At 73.7% G+C, this 14,357-nt stretch carries 17 protein-coding genes; 6 read left to right on the top strand and 11 right to left on the bottom strand.

Going from position 1 to position 14,357, the window contains the following annotated elements; genetic code table 11:
• Positions 1–137 precede the first annotated feature (137 nt).
• Positions 138–1,664, top strand: a complete 1,527-nt coding sequence (gene lnt, locus PV341_RS13835) for an apolipoprotein N-acyltransferase (RefSeq protein WP_500325104.1) — start codon at positions 138–140, stop codon at positions 1,662–1,664.
• Here lnt and PV341_RS13830 read toward each other — a convergent pair.
• Together PV341_RS13830 and PV341_RS13825 are read right to left on the bottom strand one after the other, a co-directional pair.
• Complete coding sequence (locus PV341_RS13830; RefSeq protein WP_500325106.1) at positions 1,636–2,550, bottom strand: Gfo/Idh/MocA family protein; 915 nt, start codon at positions 2,548–2,550, stop codon at positions 1,636–1,638. The two genes, lnt and PV341_RS13830, sit on opposite strands and share 29 nt — an antisense overlap.
• Positions 2,551–2,563: 13 nt before the next feature.
• Positions 2,564–3,775 (bottom strand): FAD-dependent monooxygenase, encoded by a 1,212-nt coding sequence (locus PV341_RS13825; RefSeq protein WP_500325108.1) that lies wholly within the window; start codon positions 3,773–3,775, stop codon positions 2,564–2,566.
• A gap of 577 nt (positions 3,776–4,352) precedes the next feature.
• Between PV341_RS13825 and PV341_RS13820 the strand changes: the two genes are divergently transcribed.
• Both PV341_RS13820 and PV341_RS13815 read left to right on the top strand, forming a co-directional pair.
• On the top strand, positions 4,353–4,949 hold the full coding sequence (locus tag PV341_RS13820) for a TetR/AcrR family transcriptional regulator (protein WP_500325110.1): 597 nt from the start codon (positions 4,353–4,355) through the stop codon (positions 4,947–4,949).
• A gap of 31 nt (positions 4,950–4,980) precedes the next feature.
• The gene (locus PV341_RS13815) at positions 4,981–5,499 is read left to right on the top strand and encodes a DinB family protein (protein ID WP_500325111.1); all 519 of its coding nucleotides are present in this window, start codon (positions 4,981–4,983) and stop codon (positions 5,497–5,499) included.
• Between the two features lie 4 nt (positions 5,500–5,503).
• On the opposite strand, the gene PV341_RS13810 is transcribed toward PV341_RS13815, so the two are convergent.
• The 7 genes from PV341_RS13810 to PV341_RS13780 form a co-directional block, all read right to left on the bottom strand.
• Positions 5,504–5,959: a hypothetical protein gene (locus PV341_RS13810; protein WP_500325113.1), complete on the bottom strand. Its 456-nt coding sequence runs from the start codon at positions 5,957–5,959 to the stop codon at positions 5,504–5,506.
• A 67-nt stretch (positions 5,960–6,026) separates the two neighbouring features.
• Positions 6,027–6,707 carry a uracil-DNA glycosylase gene (locus tag PV341_RS13805; protein ID WP_500325115.1) on the bottom strand — a complete coding sequence of 227 codons (681 nt, stop codon included), beginning with the start codon at positions 6,705–6,707 and terminating at the stop codon, positions 6,027–6,029.
• A gap of 77 nt (positions 6,708–6,784) precedes the next feature.
• Entirely contained in the window at positions 6,785–7,768 is a 984-nt protein-coding gene (locus PV341_RS13800) for an aldo/keto reductase (RefSeq protein WP_500357913.1), read from the bottom strand.
• Positions 7,769–7,869: 101 nt separating this feature from the next.
• Complete coding sequence (locus PV341_RS13795) at positions 7,870–8,631, bottom strand: SDR family oxidoreductase (protein WP_500325118.1); 762 nt, start codon at positions 8,629–8,631, stop codon at positions 7,870–7,872.
• Between the two features lie 22 nt (positions 8,632–8,653).
• Entirely contained in the window at positions 8,654–9,415 is a 762-nt protein-coding gene (fabG, locus tag PV341_RS13790; protein WP_500325120.1) for a 3-oxoacyl-ACP reductase FabG, read from the bottom strand.
• 119 nt (positions 9,416–9,534) lie between these two features.
• Positions 9,535–9,927: a DUF3037 domain-containing protein gene (locus PV341_RS13785; RefSeq protein WP_500325122.1), complete on the bottom strand. Its 393-nt coding sequence runs from the start codon at positions 9,925–9,927 to the stop codon at positions 9,535–9,537.
• A complete protein-coding gene (locus PV341_RS13780; RefSeq protein WP_500325123.1) occupies positions 9,924–10,742 on the bottom strand; it encodes a HipA family kinase in 819 nt (272 codons plus the stop codon). Before PV341_RS13780 ends, PV341_RS13785 begins: the two co-directional genes overlap by 4 nt.
• A 146-nt stretch (positions 10,743–10,888) precedes the next feature.
• Between PV341_RS13780 and PV341_RS13775 the strand changes: the two genes are divergently transcribed.
• Both PV341_RS13775 and PV341_RS13770 read left to right on the top strand, forming a co-directional pair.
• Positions 10,889–11,395 carry a hypothetical protein gene (locus PV341_RS13775; protein ID WP_500325125.1) on the top strand — a complete coding sequence of 169 codons (507 nt, stop codon included), beginning with the start codon at positions 10,889–10,891 and terminating at the stop codon, positions 11,393–11,395.
• Between the two features lie 188 nt (positions 11,396–11,583).
• On the top strand, positions 11,584–12,066 hold the full coding sequence (locus tag PV341_RS13770) for a Rieske (2Fe-2S) protein (RefSeq protein ID WP_499510498.1): 483 nt from the start codon (positions 11,584–11,586) through the stop codon (positions 12,064–12,066).
• Here PV341_RS13770 and PV341_RS13765 read toward each other — a convergent pair.
• Entirely contained in the window at positions 12,049–12,723 is a 675-nt protein-coding gene (locus PV341_RS13765) for an isochorismatase family protein (RefSeq protein WP_500325126.1), read from the bottom strand. The genes PV341_RS13770 and PV341_RS13765 overlap by 18 nt on opposite strands.
• An 85-nt stretch (positions 12,724–12,808) precedes the next feature.
• On the opposite strand from PV341_RS13765, the gene PV341_RS13760 reads away from it, so the two are divergent.
• A complete protein-coding gene (locus PV341_RS13760) occupies positions 12,809–13,279 on the top strand; it encodes a pyridoxamine 5'-phosphate oxidase family protein (RefSeq protein ID WP_500325127.1) in 471 nt (156 codons plus the stop codon).
• A gap of 46 nt (positions 13,280–13,325) precedes the next feature.
• Here the strand turns inward: PV341_RS13760 and PV341_RS13755 are convergent, their stop codons facing one another.
• Complete coding sequence (locus tag PV341_RS13755) at positions 13,326–14,240, bottom strand: LysR family transcriptional regulator (RefSeq protein WP_500325128.1); 915 nt, start codon at positions 14,238–14,240, stop codon at positions 13,326–13,328.
• Positions 14,241–14,357 lie beyond the last annotated feature (117 nt).

Here is a 14,357-nt window from a genome sequence, read left to right as displayed (position 1 = left end):
GGGCACTCTCAACCGGCGTGCGCGGCGGGGGCGCGGCGCGCACGGCACGGGGCCGCCGGTTCACGCGCCGTGGCCCTCTGGGCAAGGCCGTCCGGACGAACGAGACTGAGGCCAGGCGAGTGTGAGGAGTGGCGCAGGTGACGGTGAAGGTCGACGGGCCGCGGACGGTCTCCCCCCGTCTCGCCTCACCCTGGACGCGCGGTGCGGCGGCCGCGGCGGCGGGGGCGCTGCCGGCGCTGGCGTTCCCCGCGCCGTCGCTGTGGTGGCTGGCGTACGTCGCCCTCGTGCCGTGGATGCTGCTGGCGCGCGCCGCACCGACGGGGCGGCGGGCCGCCGTGGACGGCTGGCTGGGCGGGGCCGGCTTCATGGTGGCCGTGCACCACTGGCTGATCCCGAGCCTGCACGTCTTCATCGTGCTCATCGCCCTGCTGCTGGGGGCCCTGTGGGCGCCGTGGGGGTGGCTGGTGCGGCGGCTGCTCGGGGGCACGCCGGGCCGCCGTACGGTCCTGGCGGCGACGGTGCTGGTGCCGTCCGCCTGGCTGCTGGTCGAGCTGGTGCGGTCGTGGGAGTACCTGGGCGGGCCGTGGGGGCTGCTGGGGGCGAGCCAGTGGCAGGTGACGCCGGCGCTGCGGCTGGCCTCGATCGGGGGCGTGTGGCTGGTCAGCTTCCTGGTGGTGGCGGTCAACACGGCCCTGGCCGCGCTGCTCGTGGTGCCCTCCTGCCGGGCGGCCGCGGGGTCCGTGCTGGCCGCCGCGGCGGTGGGCACGACGGCGGTGTGGGCCTGGGCGCCGGTCCCGGGCCGCAGCGGGGAGTCCGTGCGGGTGGCGGTCGTGCAGCCGGGGGTCATCAGCGGGCCGCAACCGCGCTTCGACCAGGGGGAGCGGCTGACCCGTACGCTCGCGGGCAAGGGCGTGGACCTGGTGGTGTGGGGGGAGAGCAGCGTCGGCTTCGACCTGTCCGCCCGCCCCGGCCTGGCGAACCGGCTGGCCGCGCTGTCCCGGGACGTCGGCGCCGACATCCTGGTCAACGTCGACGCCCGGCGGGCGGACGGCCTCGGGATATCCAAGACCTCGGTCCTGATGGGCCCCGACGGGCCGGTCGGCCCGAGCTACGACAAGATGCGGCTGGTGCCGTTCGGCGAGTACGTCCCGGCCCGTACGGTGCTGGGCTGGGCCACGTCGGTGGGCAGGGCGGCGGGTGAGGACCGGATCCGGGGGGACCACCAGGTGGTCATGGACGCGGGCACGGTGCGGCTGGGGCCCCTGGTGTGCTTCGAGTCGGCGTTCCCCGACATGAGCCGGCACCTCACGGACGACGGGGCGCAGCTGCTGGTGGCGCAGTCCTCCACGTCCTCGTTCCAGGGGAGCTGGGCGCCCGCGCAGCACGCCTCGCTGGCGGCACTGCGCTCGGCCGAGTCCTGGCGGCCGATGGTGCACGCGACGCTGACCGGGATCAGTGCGGTCCACGACGCCCGCGGCGAGCGGATCGGCCCGTCGCTGGGCACGTCGCGCAGCGCGGCGCAGGTCTACGACGTGCCGCTGGGTTCCGGGCGCAGCCCGTACGACCGGCTCGGCGACTGGGTGCCCCGGCTGGCGGTGCTGCTGCTGGCCGGGGCGGGCGCGTACGAGGCGGCGCTCAGGAGGTCTGCCCGGTCACGGCGGTGACGACGCGCTCGCACAGTTCATGGGTCTGCAGCGCGTCGCGGGCGTCGAGGGGCTTGCCGTGCCGTACGGCGTCGAGGAACGCGAGGGCGATGCCCTCTATGCCGCGCTGGCGGGCGACGGGGACCCAGTCGCCGCGGCGGCGGACGGTGGGCTGACCCTTGTGGTCCACGACCTCGGCCAGGTTGAACACCTGGCGCTTGCTGTCCTGGCCCATGACCTCCAGGACCTCCTCGTTGGAGCCGCTCATGCGGTTCATCACGCCGATCGCGGTGAAGCCGTCGCCGGACAGCTGGAGCGTGACGTGGTGGAGCAGCCCGCCGCGGACCCGTGCCCGGACGTCGGTGTGCTCGACGGGGCCGGGGAGGAGGAAGCGCAGGGTGTCGACGACGTGGATGAAGTCGTCGAAGACGACGGTGCGCGCGGTCTCCGGGTGTCCGATGCGGTTCTTCTGCAGGAGGATCAGGTCGCGCGGGTGGTCGGCGCACTGCACGTAGCCCGGCGCGTGGCGGCGGTTGAAGCCGACCGTCAGCCCGACCCCGCGCTCCTCGGCGAGGCGCACCAGGTGCTCGGCCCCGGCCAGGTCGTAGGCGAGCGGTTTGTCGACGTAGACGGGGACGCCCGCGGCGATGAGGCGTTCGGTGATCTCCACGTGCGTCTCGGTGGGGGCGTGCACGAACGCCCCGTCGAGCCCCTGGTCGAGCAGGGCGTCGAGGGTCTCGTGGCGGTGCGGGACCGGGACCCGGTGGGTGTCGCCGACGGCGTCGAGGGTGGCGCGGGTGCGGGTGTGCAGGTGGAGTTCCACCCCCGGCTGCGCGGTCAGCACCGGCAGGTACGCCTTGCGCGCGATGTCGCCGAGTCCGATGACCCCGATCCTGAGGGGTTCCATGTGCCGCTCCCGCCTACGCCTGCTGTGCCTGACCTGTGCCGTCGGCAGCATACGGGCCGGCCGGCGGCCGCCAGTCGGCGATCCCGTCGAGGCTGCGCAGGGCCAGGCGCGGGCCGACCCGGTTGACGGTGGCGAACAGGGCGTCGCGCAGCGCGACGGCGGGCGGCGAGGACCAGGTGGTGAGCCTCCCGATGCTCCAGGAGCGGCGTACGACGCCCGTCGTGCGGGGCAGCCGCTGCGCGGTGTAGGCGGCCAGGGCGCGCGCCACGGCCTCGTCCGCGGCGTCGGGGGCGGCGAGGTGGGCGAGGACGACGGCGTCCTCCAGGGCCTGGCAGCCGCCCTGGCCGAGGTTGGGCGTCATGGCGTGCGCCGCGTCGCCGAGCAGGGCGATGCGCCCCTGGTGGAAGGCGGGCAGCCCTCGCGCGAGGTGGTGGACGTCGTTGCGGAGCACTGCGCCGGGGGCGGCGCAGTCGATCAGCTCGGGCACCGGCTGGTGCCAGTCGCCGAACAGCCGCCGCAGCTCGGTGCGTTCGTCCCCGCCGGGGGCGCGGCCGCCCGGCGGGGTCACGGCGGTCGCGTAGCAGTAGACGCGGCCGCCGGTGAGCGGGACGGTGCCCCACAGCCGGCCGCGCCCCCAGGTCTCGTGCGGGAGGTACGCGGAGGGTGCCGGCACGACCGTGCGCCAGCTGGTGAACCCGCTGTAGACCGGCCCCGGGTGCGCCGGGAACAGCGCGGCGCGCACGGCTGAGTTGATCCCGTCGGCGGCGACCACCAGATCGGCGTCGATCGTCCCGTCCCCGGTGGTGACCTTCCCCCCGGGGGAGGCGGACAGGACCCGGGTCCCGGTGCGCAGCGCGCCGTCCGGCAGGAGGCCCGACAGCACGGCCACCAACTCCGCCCGGTGGGCGATCACCACGGGTCCGCCGAACCGCTCGGCGGCGGCCTCGCCGCTGGTCCGGGAGAGCCAGCGCCCGTCGGGGCGGCGCAGCCCGCCCTCGCCCTGGAAGGCGGCCATGGCGCGCACGGCCCCGCCGACCCCGAGCGCGTCCAGCGCACGCAGGCCGTTGGGCGCGATGCCGATCCCGGCTCCGACGGGTTCGAGCGCCGCGGCCCGCTCCAGGACGGTCACCCGCCATCCGCGCCGGCGCAAGGCCACGGCGGCGGCCAGCCCTCCGATGCCGGCTCCGACGACGACGGCGTACGGCTGACGCGATGTGCGGCCCATGGCTTCGGCTCCCCTCCGCAGACTACAGGTGTAGTGGAGCGTACTACATCTGTAGTATCCCGGGGAGGGCGCCGGAGCCGCACGCGAACCTGGGGACGGCGACGTCCGGCGGCACCGGACCCGGAGACGGTGCCGCCCAGGGCCTCGGCGCGGTTCCGGAACCCCTACGGCGGTCCACCGACCGGCGAGGGAACAAGCGGGGACGACGGTCGCCCAGGCCCTCGTCAAGGCGCGCGGTGACACCGAGCCGGGTGACGGCCCACCCGGGCCAACCCCGTCCTGCAAAGGCGCCCTTCGCCCCGGCCGACGGGGGTGGGGTCCGGCCACGCCGGATCCCGGTGACGGTGCCGCCCGAGACCCCCACCCTGGCCCGTCAGGCCCGGCAGGCGACGGGCTGCCCGGGCACCGGGTGAGGGAAGGACGGCGGGGCGGGGGCCCGGGCGGCGTCCCGCCGCCTCGGCCCGGGTGAACCGGCCGGCGTCGGGGCCTTCCGTCACGCCGAACCCAGGTGACGACGATGCCGCTCGCCGGTACACGAGCAGGGCGGGGCCGGAGCCGGGGCCGGTAGGTTGCCGTCATGAGCACCGCGCAGACGTCCCGCCCCGAGCTGATCGCAGACACCGCACTCGCCCTGCTCGCCGAGCGGGGCATGCGCGGGCTGACCCACCGTGCGGTCGACGAGGCGGCCGGTCTGCCGCAGGGCTCGACGTCCAACCACGCCCGGACCCGCGCGGCCCTCCTGGAGGCGGCGGTCCGCAGGCTGGCCTTCCGCGAGTCTCAGACGGCCCACGCCCCCGCGTCCGCGCCCGGGCCCGAGGGGCTGGCCGCGCTGCTCGCGCACTTCCTGCACCGCTCCGTCACCGAGGCCCGTGACCTCACGCGCGCCCGCCTGGAACTCGCCCTGGAGGCCACCCGGCGCCCCGAGTTGCGCACGGTCTACGACACCGCGGGTCGCGCCTTCCGCGAGCAACTGGAGGCGATGCTGCGCGCCGTGGGCTCCGCCGAGCCGGAGCGTCACGCACGGTCGCTCATCGCGTGGTGCGACGGCGTCCTCTTCCATTCCGTCGCGGGCGCCGGGTCCACCTCGCCCCCGCCCGAGGCCGAGTTGCGGGCGGGCGCGGCCGACCTGTTGCGCGGGATGCTCGGTGGCGGCTCCGGCGGCTCGGCCGGTTAATGCGTCGACGCCGTCAGAGGCCCCCGCCATCATGGCGGCCATGACGACGACGCCGGAGCGCACCGACCCGCCCTACATCGCCGACGAGCGCACCATGCTGGAGAGCTGGCTGGACTTCCACCGCGACACCCTCGCGATGAAGTGCGCCGGCCTGGACGACGAACAGCTGCGCACCCCCAGCGCGCCCCCCTCCGACCTCACCCTGCTCGGCCTGGTCCGGCACATGGCCGGGGTCGAACGGGGCTGGTTCCGCACCGTGCTCGCCGGAGAGGACGTGCCCCCGCTCTACCTCACCGAGGATGACCCCGACGGCGAGTTCCACGACCTCGCCCAGGCCGACACCGCCGAGGCGTTCGCCACCTGGCGCGCCGAGATCGCGCACGCCCGCGAGCTGACCCGCCACCGGTCGCTCGACGACATCGGGCTGCGCCGCGGCAAGCACGAAATCTCCCTGCGCTGGATCTACGTCCACATGATCGAGGAGTACGCCCGCCACAACGGCCACGCCGACCTGATCCGCGAACGCATCGACGGGGTGACGGGCGACTGACGCCTCAGTCCGGCACCCGGTGCAGCAACTCGTCGCAGAGCACGCCCGGGTCGCCGGACTCCACGCACAGGCGGGTGTCGTCGCGCCAGTCCTCGACGATGCCCAGCCCCGAGAACCCGTCGAGCTCCACGTAGCGGTGGTGGAACGTCCAGGTACCGCCCGTGGTCTTCACCCCGTCGACCCACCGGCCGGGGATGAAGACCTGGGCGGGCATCCGGGAGGCGGAGAAGTGGCCGTCCGGGTCGAACCTGATGGAACCGTCCCCGTCGTCCGTCGCCCAGGTGCCGAGCACCGCGCCGCGCGACGCGACGGAGGCCGGCGCCACGTCCGCCGTCAGAAGGTGCTGGATCACCCGGACGTCGACGAACGCGCCGAGCACGAGTCCGGCCGTCCATGCCGCCGCTTCGGCCCGGCGGCGCGCCCTGCCCGTGCGCGGCCCCGTCCATCCCGTCCATTCCATCGGCATCTCCCCCCCTCGGCCCGGGCCCGGCGACGACCCCCGTGCGTCGCCCGGCCCGGGCACGGACTCAGCGGCCCAGGTCCGGGATGCGCCAGTCCACCGGGTCGTGGCCCTGTGCCTTGAGCGCCTCGTCGATCTGGGTGAAGGGACGGCTGCCGAGGAAGAGCTTGGCCGACAGCGGCGACGGGTGGGCGCCCTGGACGACCGCGTGCCGCTCGGTGTCGATCAGCGGCAGCTTCTTCTTGGCGTAGTTGCCCCACAGGACGAAGACCGCCGGGTCGGGCCGGGACGCAACGGCCCTGATGACCGCGTCGGTGAACTTCTCCCAGCCCTTGCCCTTGTGCGAGTTGGCCTCGGCCTCGCGCACCGTCAGCACCGCGTTGAGCAGCAGCACGCCCTGCTCCGCCCACGGCATCAGGTAGCCGTTGTCCGGGATCGGGTAGCCGTACTCCTCCTTCATCTCCTTGAAGATGTTCCGCAGGGAGGGCGGGGTCTTGACACCCGGCTGCACCGAGAAGCACAGCCCGTGCCCCTGGCCCTCGCCGTGGTACGGGTCCTGGCCGAGGACCAGCACCTTCACCTTGTCGTAGGGCGTGGCCTCCAGGGCCGCGAAGACCTGCTCGCGCGGCGGGAAGACCTTGTGCTTCCCGCGCTCCTCCTCCACGAACTCGGTGAGCTGGGTGAAGTAGGGCTTCTCCAGCTCCTCACCGAGGACGGCCTGCCAGGACTCGGGCAGCGTGATGGGCACGTCGGGAACCTCCGGTACGCGATCCGTTACTGGGGACGAACGTACCGTTCCGCACCGACAATCCGCCCGGCCGGGGGTCAGGCCGCGTCCAGCCGGGCCCGCAACTCCGGTTCGAGGTCCAGGTCGGCCGCCGCCAGGAGTTCGTCGAGCTGCGCGACGCTGCTCACCCCGAGCACCGGCAGGACGGGCACGTCCCCGCCCAGCAGCCAGGCCAGCACGACCTGGTTGGGGGTCGCCCCGGCCTGCCGCGCCACCTCCCGCAGGACGCGCAGCCGCCGCTCCGTCCCCCCGTGCCGGTACTGCCCGGGCACCGCCTTGTCGTCCCGGGTGTAGGCGCCGTGGACGAGCGTGGAGTACCCCAGCAGCGTCAGGTCGGGCTGGGTGCGGACGTGGTCGAGGAGTTCGGCGTCGGCGTGCCGCTGGATGCCGAAGCGCGCCTGCGGCCGCGGCCGGAGGTAGGTGTGCCGCTGCTGGACGACCTGGTACCCCGGCAGGCCCCGTTCCGCGGCGATCCGGCGGGCCTCGGCGATGCGCCGCGTCGCGTGGTTGCTGACGCCGGGCGTACCGACCGTGCCGTCCGCGACGAGGCCGGCGAAGGCACCCACGGTCTCCTCCAGCGGGACGCGCGGGTCCTCGACGTGGGCGTAGTGGAGGTCGACGCGGTCGGTGCCCAGCCTGCGCAGGCTCTCCCTCAGGCCCGCCCGGACGACGTGCCCGGCCAGGCCCTCGGCGTTGCCGAGCCCGCCCTCGTCGTCGATCCACCGCGTACCGCGCGTGAGGTCGGGACGGGCGCCGACCTTGGTGGCGAGCACGACGTGCTCCCTCGCCCGTCGGCTGCGCAGCCAGCGGCCGAGCAGCAGTTCGCTCTCGTCGCCGGTGGCGCCGTCCACCCAGCAGGCGTAGTTGTTCGCGGTGTCGACGAAGGTGCCGCCGGCCTCGGTGAAGCGGTCGAGGATCGCGAAGGAGGTCTCCTCGTCGACCGTGGTGCCGAAGGGCAGGGCTCCCAGGCACAGGGTGCTGACCTTCGGTCCGGCGCCGCCGGACAGTGTGCGGTATCGCATGGTGCGCACTCCTCGGATACGGGCGGGTCCCTGGTGCCGGCCGCCGCTACGGCGGCCGGCACCAGGGACTGTGCACGTTGGAGTGCGGACGAACGCAAGCCTCAGGCGCCGACGCTGGCGTTGAGGAAGATGCCGCCGTCCACGACCAGGGTCTGGCCGGTGATCCAGGCAGCCGCGTCCGAGAGCAGGAAGGCGGCGGCGCCGCCGATGTCCTCGGGCACGCCGAGCCGCCCCAGCGGGTAGGCGGACGCGGCCTGCTCCTCGCGGCCCTCGTAGAGGGCGGAGGCGAACCTGGTCTTGACCACCGCGGGGGCGATGGCGTTGGCGCGGACACCGGGCGCCATCTCGGAGGCGAGCTGCAGCGTGAGGTTGACCATCGCGGCCTTGCTCATGCCGTACGCGCCGATGAAGGGGGAGGCGCTGATGCCCGCCACGGAGGCGATGTTGACGATCGCGCCGCCGTTCTCCTTCATCCACGCCTTGTACGTCTGCTGGGCGAAGCCGAGCGCGGAGATGACGTTGGTCTCGAAGACCTTGCGGGCGACGCCGAGGTCGAGCTCGGCGAGCGGGCCGAAGACCGGGTTCGTACCGGCGTTGTTGGCGAGGTAGTCGACGCGGCCGAAGGCCTCCATCGTCCGCTCGACGACCTCGGCCTGGTGCGCCTCGTCGTGGGCCTTGCCGGCCACGCCGAGGGCCCGGTCGGCGCCGAGCCGTTCGACGGCCTCCTTCAGCGCCTCCTCGTTGCGGCCGGTGATGACGACGCGGTCGCCGCGGGCGACGAGCGCCTCGGCGATGCCGTAGCCGATGCCGCGGCTGGCGCCGGTGACGATCGCGACGCGTCCGCTGTCGGGCTGGTTGCTCATGATGCGGGTCTCCTGTCGCGGTTCAGTCGAGCGGTCCGCCGGCCACGTACAGCACCTGGCCGGAGACGAAGCCCGCGTTGTCGCCGGTGAAGAAGGCGATGGCGTTGGCGACGTCGTCCGGGTTGCCGACGCGCTGGACGGGGATCTGGGTGGCGGCCGCGGCCTGGAACTCCTCGAAGCCCATGCCGATGCGGGCGGCGGTGGCGGCCGTCATGTCGGTGGCGATGAAGCCGGGGGCGACCGCGTTGGCCGTGACGCCGAACTTGCCGAGCTCGTGCGCGAGGGTCTTGGTGAAGCCCTGCAGGCCCGCCTTGGCGGCGGAGTAGTTGGCCTGGCCGCGGTTGCCGAGGGCGGAGGACGAGGACAGGTTGACCACGCGGCCGAAGTTGGCGTCCACCATGTGCTTCTGGACGGCGCGGGTCATCAGGAAGGCGCCGCGCAGGTGCACGTTCATGACCGTGTCCCAGTCGGACGCGCTCATCTTGAACAGCAGGTTGTCGCGGAGCACTCCCGCGTTGTTGACGAGGATCGTCGGCGCCCCGAGCTCCGCGGCGACGCGCGCGACCGCGGCCGCGACCTGCTCCTCGTCGGAGACGTCGGCGCCGATGGCGACGGCCCGGCCGCCCGCCTTGGTGATCTGCTCGACGGTGTCCTTGCACGCGGTCTCGTCGAGGTCCAGCACGGCCACGGCGCGGCCCTCCGCGGCCAGGCGCACGGCGGTGGCGGCGCCGATGCCGCGCGCCGCCCCTGTCACGATCGCTACGCGCTGCTCGGTGGTCGACATCTGCTCTCCTCAGCCCTGTGGGGAGCGGTCGCGCAGGTGAGCGACCGCTTAGTACGTCCCGTAGCCGAAACCGTAGGAGCGCAGTGACCCTGTGTCAACGCCCACCGCGCCGATGTGGCTCAGCGCACCAGAAGATCCAGCAGACGGTCCACCTCGGCCTGCGGGTCCTCGGTCAGCCCGGTGTGGATCGGGCCCGGCTGCACGATGGTGCTGCGCGGCGCCGTCAGCCACCGGAAGCGCCGCCCAGGATCGTCCTCCGCCGCCTGCCCGGCCCGCTCACCGCCCGCGCAGATGCCCTCGTAGCCGCGCAGCGCCGCCCGTACGCCGGCGACGTCCACGTCGGGGTCGAGGCAGCGCAGCCGCGTCTCGTCCAGGTGGACCCGGGCGCCCACGAAGGACTTGGCACGACAGTAGACCAGCACACCCGCGTTGATCAGCTCGCCGCGCTCGATCCGCGGCATCACGCGCACCAGGGCGTACTCGAACACATCGCGCCCGCTCGCCGTGCTCACTTGGCGGCCTTCCCCTCGACCCAGGTGCGCAGCCACTCCGGCGGCGCCTGCTTCTCCTGCTGCTTCGGGGCGAGGGTGATCCGCTCCCCCACGGAGCCGGCGCGCGCCAGCAGCACCCGCTCGTACGCGCGCCGCACCTCGTCCGGGCCCGCGAAACCGGGCTCGTCCACCAGCCACTCGTCGGGGACCTGTGCGGTGACCTCGCGCAGCAGCGCCTCGTCCACCCGCGGGGCGAGGTCGCGGGCGGCGGCCTCGACGTCCGGGGCGAAGCGGGCGAGGGCGTGGTCCGCGGCGTCGTACGGCTTGTCCGCGGCCTGGTCGGCGCCCTTCCAGTTGTGGTGGAAGATCAGCGAGGCGCCGTGGTCGATCAGCCAGAGGTCCTGGTGCCAGACCAGCATGTTCGGGTTGCGCCACGAGCGGTCGACGTTGCCCACGAGGGCGTCGAACCACACGATCCGGCCCGCCTCACCGGGCTCCACCTCGAAGACCAGCGGGTCGAAGCCGAGCGCACCGGGGAGGAAGTCCATGCCGAGGTTGAGGCCGCCGCTGGCCTTCAGCAGGTCCTGGATCTCCTGGTCCGGCTCGCCGAGCCCGATCACCGGGTCGAACTGGAACCGCACCAGCACCGGCACCCGCATGCCCAGCCGCCGGGCCAGCTCCCCCGCGATCACCTCCGCGACCAGTGCTTTGCGCCCCTGTGCGGCGCCCACGAACTTCACCACGTAGGTCCCCAGGTCGTCGGCCTCGACGACCCCGGGAACCGATCCGCCCTCACGCAACGGCGTGACGTAGCGGATCCCGGTCACTTCCTCCATGGGCGCATCCTAGGCGGAGCACACGACGCCGGCGTTCGGCCACGGGAGGCAACTTCGCCATGTTCATGGCAGGACGGTGAAGTCCGGTGCTAGCCTGCGCACTCCGATGACGCCCGATAAGGGCGGATACACACCGGGGGGCAACCTTGGAACTCGGACGCGGGCGCGTACGCGCCTGGGTGGCAGCATGGCTGCTGATCGCCCCGCTGTCCGTGCTGGGCACGACATCACCGGCGCAAGCCGCCGAGCGGTGCGTGGCCCCACCGACCGAGTACGTGGCGTACTCCGAAGTCGGGGCCCCCAACTATCCGGTGACGCTGCGCGGCATCATCACACGTCTCTACACCGGCATCCAGTCGGCGGGCGCCTACGGCGGCGCCTACGTGCCCGACGGCTCGTACGTCTCGATCGACCGTTCCATCAACGCCTTCTCACCGACGGCCGCCGAAGAGAAGGCCGGCCACGGCTACCGCACCAACGCACAGGTCACGGCCAATGGAGGCTACGACTACTGTCAGCGGTATCACTCAGGCACCACGGGGTGGACGCCTTCCCCGACGGTCCAGGGGCGGTACCACGCGGTGCGGCCTTGCCTGCGGGTCTACGGCGTCCTGGAGTGCGCACCGAAGTGGTACGTCGACTTCGACGGCTGAACCGGCCGGACGGTGGCAGTGGCCGCCGGCACGGGCAGTCGCCGGCGCGAGCGGCCGTGCCCTGTGATTTTCCGGGGGATGGTTGAACGGCTCACCCATCTCGTCCGTACGACAGGGCAGGGCGTGAACGACGCTCCCGGGCCCCGGCTGGCGGTCCGGAACGGACGAGGCAACAGGATGTGTGACGCATGGCCGAGACGACTGGCACCGCAGGAGCTCCGACCCGCCGCGCCGTGGTCGCCGGGGTGGGTGCGGCGGGGCTCGCGGCCGCGCTGGCCGCGTGCGGTGACTCCAACGACTCCGCGGGCGCCTACAGCCCTGCCGCGCCCCCGCAGGGCGGCGACCAGGGGACCGGGGGGTCGGCGCCCGCCGGCGGCGGGGCCGAGGCGGCGCTGGCCAAGACCTCGGACATCCCGGTCGGCGGCGGCAAGATCTTCGCGGACAAGAAGGTCGTCGTCTGCCAGCCCGAGGCGGGCTCGTTCAAGGCGTTCTCGGCGATCTGCACTCATCAGGGCTGCGCCGTCAACGAGATCGCAGGCGGCACGATCAACTGCCCCTGTCACGGCAGCAAGTTCAGCATCAAGGACGGCAGCGTGGCCAACGGCCCTGCGACCCAGCCGCTGCCGGCGGCGAACATCAAGGTGGAGGGGGACTCAGTGGCCCTGGCCTGAGCCCCCCGGGCCCGGCCCGGACCGTTTCCAGCTGCCGATGACCTCGTCGGCGGTGGTGACCGTGGCGACGAGCGCGAGGGTGTGCCGGACCATGTCCGCGGTGTACGACTGCGGCACCCCGGCGATGGCGTCCGCGGGCACGACCGCCTGGTAGCCGAGGTTGACCGCGTCGAAGACGGCGTTGGGAACGGCCACGTTGGCCGACACCCCGGTGACGACGACCGTGCGCACGCCCAGGTTGCGCAGCACGGCGTCGAGGCCGGTGCCGGCGACCGGCGACAGCCCGTGCAGCCGTCGCACGACGAAGTCGCCGGCACCGACCGCTATCTCCTCGGCGACCTCGACCGCCGGTGTGCCGGCGACCTGCAGGACGGGCAGCCGCTCGGCGGCGCGGAAGATCCGCGCGTTGCGGCTGGACCCGCGGCCGTCGGCGCGGCGTTCGGCGACGGCGTGCACCACGGTGGCGCCCGCCGCGTGGGCCGCGGTGACCAGCCGCGCGGTGGCGTCCAGCGCCCCCGAGGCCTGTACGGCGGCCGCGAGTTCCGGCAGCGCGCCGTCCGGGCCGACCACCCCGCGCTGGCACTCGACGGTGAGCACGGCGGTGGACCGGGGGGTCAGGAGCGCGTCGAGCCTGCGGTCCCGGTTGCCGTCCGTCATGCTTGCCCCCTCGCGCGCGGCTGCCCTACCGTCGTCCCAGGTGACCGTATCTGACGAACCGTCAGGCAGGGAAGTGGGGGCGCACATGGCCGTCGCACAGCGGCGCGGACGCCGGATCATGATGACCCCGCAGGAGATCGACACCTTCCTCGGCGCGCAGCGCACCTGCCGCGTCGCAACCGTCTCGCCCGACGGCCGCCCGCACGTGGGCGCGCTGTGGTTCGTCTGGGACGCTACGTCCCTGTGGCTGTACTCGATCGTCCGCAGCCGCCGCTGGGCCGACCTGCGGCATGACCCGCGGGTCGCGGTCGTCGTCGACGACGGCACGGAGTACGGCGAACTGCGCGGCGTCGAGCTCTCCGGCACCGTCGAGTTCGTCGGCGAGGCGCCCCGCACCGGCGGGCCCCACCCGGACCTGGAGGTCGTCGAGCGGCTGTTCGCCGCCAAGAACTTCGGCCTGGAGTCCATGCCCCACGACGGCCGCCACGCGTGGCTGCGCCTGACCCCGGACTCCGTCGTCTCCTGGGACTTCCGCAAGATGCCCGGCCTCGGCTAGCCCATGTCGTCCTGGACCACGCGCGCACCGGCATCCCCGAGGGCAATCAGCCCTCGGCTGCCGCCACGTCCTCCCCTGCCCGGCGCAGGGCCTCGACGGCGGCGCGGATGGCGGGGCGGCGGTCGGCGTCGGAGCGCCAGACGGCGTAGATGTGGCGCTTCATGGTGTGGCGCACGCGGATCGCGCGGACCCCGGCCGGGAGGGGGCCGCGGCCGAGGCGCGGGACGACGGCGACGCCCAGGCCGGCGGCGACCAGGGCGAGCACGGTGGGGTGCTCCTCGGCGTGGTGGGCGATGCGCGGTTCCACGCCCTTGCCGCGCAGGGTGAACAGCAGCCACTCGTGGCAGAAGCCGCCGTCCGGCCAGGCGATCCAGTCATCGTCGGCGAGGTCGCCCAGGTCGACCTCGTCGCAGCCCGCCAGGGGGTGGCCCTCGGGGACGACCACGTCGGCGAGGTCGTCGAGCAGCGGCTCCTTGGCCAGGCCGCCGGGCAGCGACAGCGGCTTGTTGTACCAGTCGAGGACGACCGCAAGGTCGATGTCGCCGCGCACGAGCCGGGCCAGCGCGTCCTGGGGCTCCATCTCGTGGACCATCGCGCGCAGCTTGGGGTGGTCGTGCCGCGTCGCCGCGAGCGCCTGCGGGAACAGGCCGCGCACCGCGGTGGGGAAGGCCCCCATGCGCAGCTCGCCGACCGCGGCGCCGCGGTGCGCCTCCAGGTCGGAGTGGGCGAGCTCGACGAGGGAGAGGATGCGGTCGGCGTGCCCGGACAGCAGCCGGCCGGCGTCGGTGAGGCGGACCCCGCGGCCGTTCCTGGCCAGCAGCGTCTGCCCGGTCTCGCGTTCGAGCTTGCCCATCTGCTGGGAGACGGCCGAGGTCGTCACGTGCAGGACGTCCGCCGCGGCGCTCACCGAGCCGTAGGTGGAGATCGCATGCAGGATGCGCAGGCGCTCGAGGTTCAACATGTAAGCAACACTACGTGATCACCGGCAGGTTTTCTCGCTTGTCCTAAGAGGTTCAATCCGTCATGGTGATGGCCATGAGCGCACCCAGCACCCGCCACCCTGCCGCCGTGGCCGCCC

The sequence above is a fragment of the Streptomyces sp. PA03-1a genome (genome assembly GCF_033792805.1).
Taxonomy (GTDB): Bacteria; Actinomycetota; Actinomycetes; order Streptomycetales; family Streptomycetaceae; genus Actinacidiphila.
This window is presented reverse-complemented; position numbering and strand designations above follow the sequence as displayed.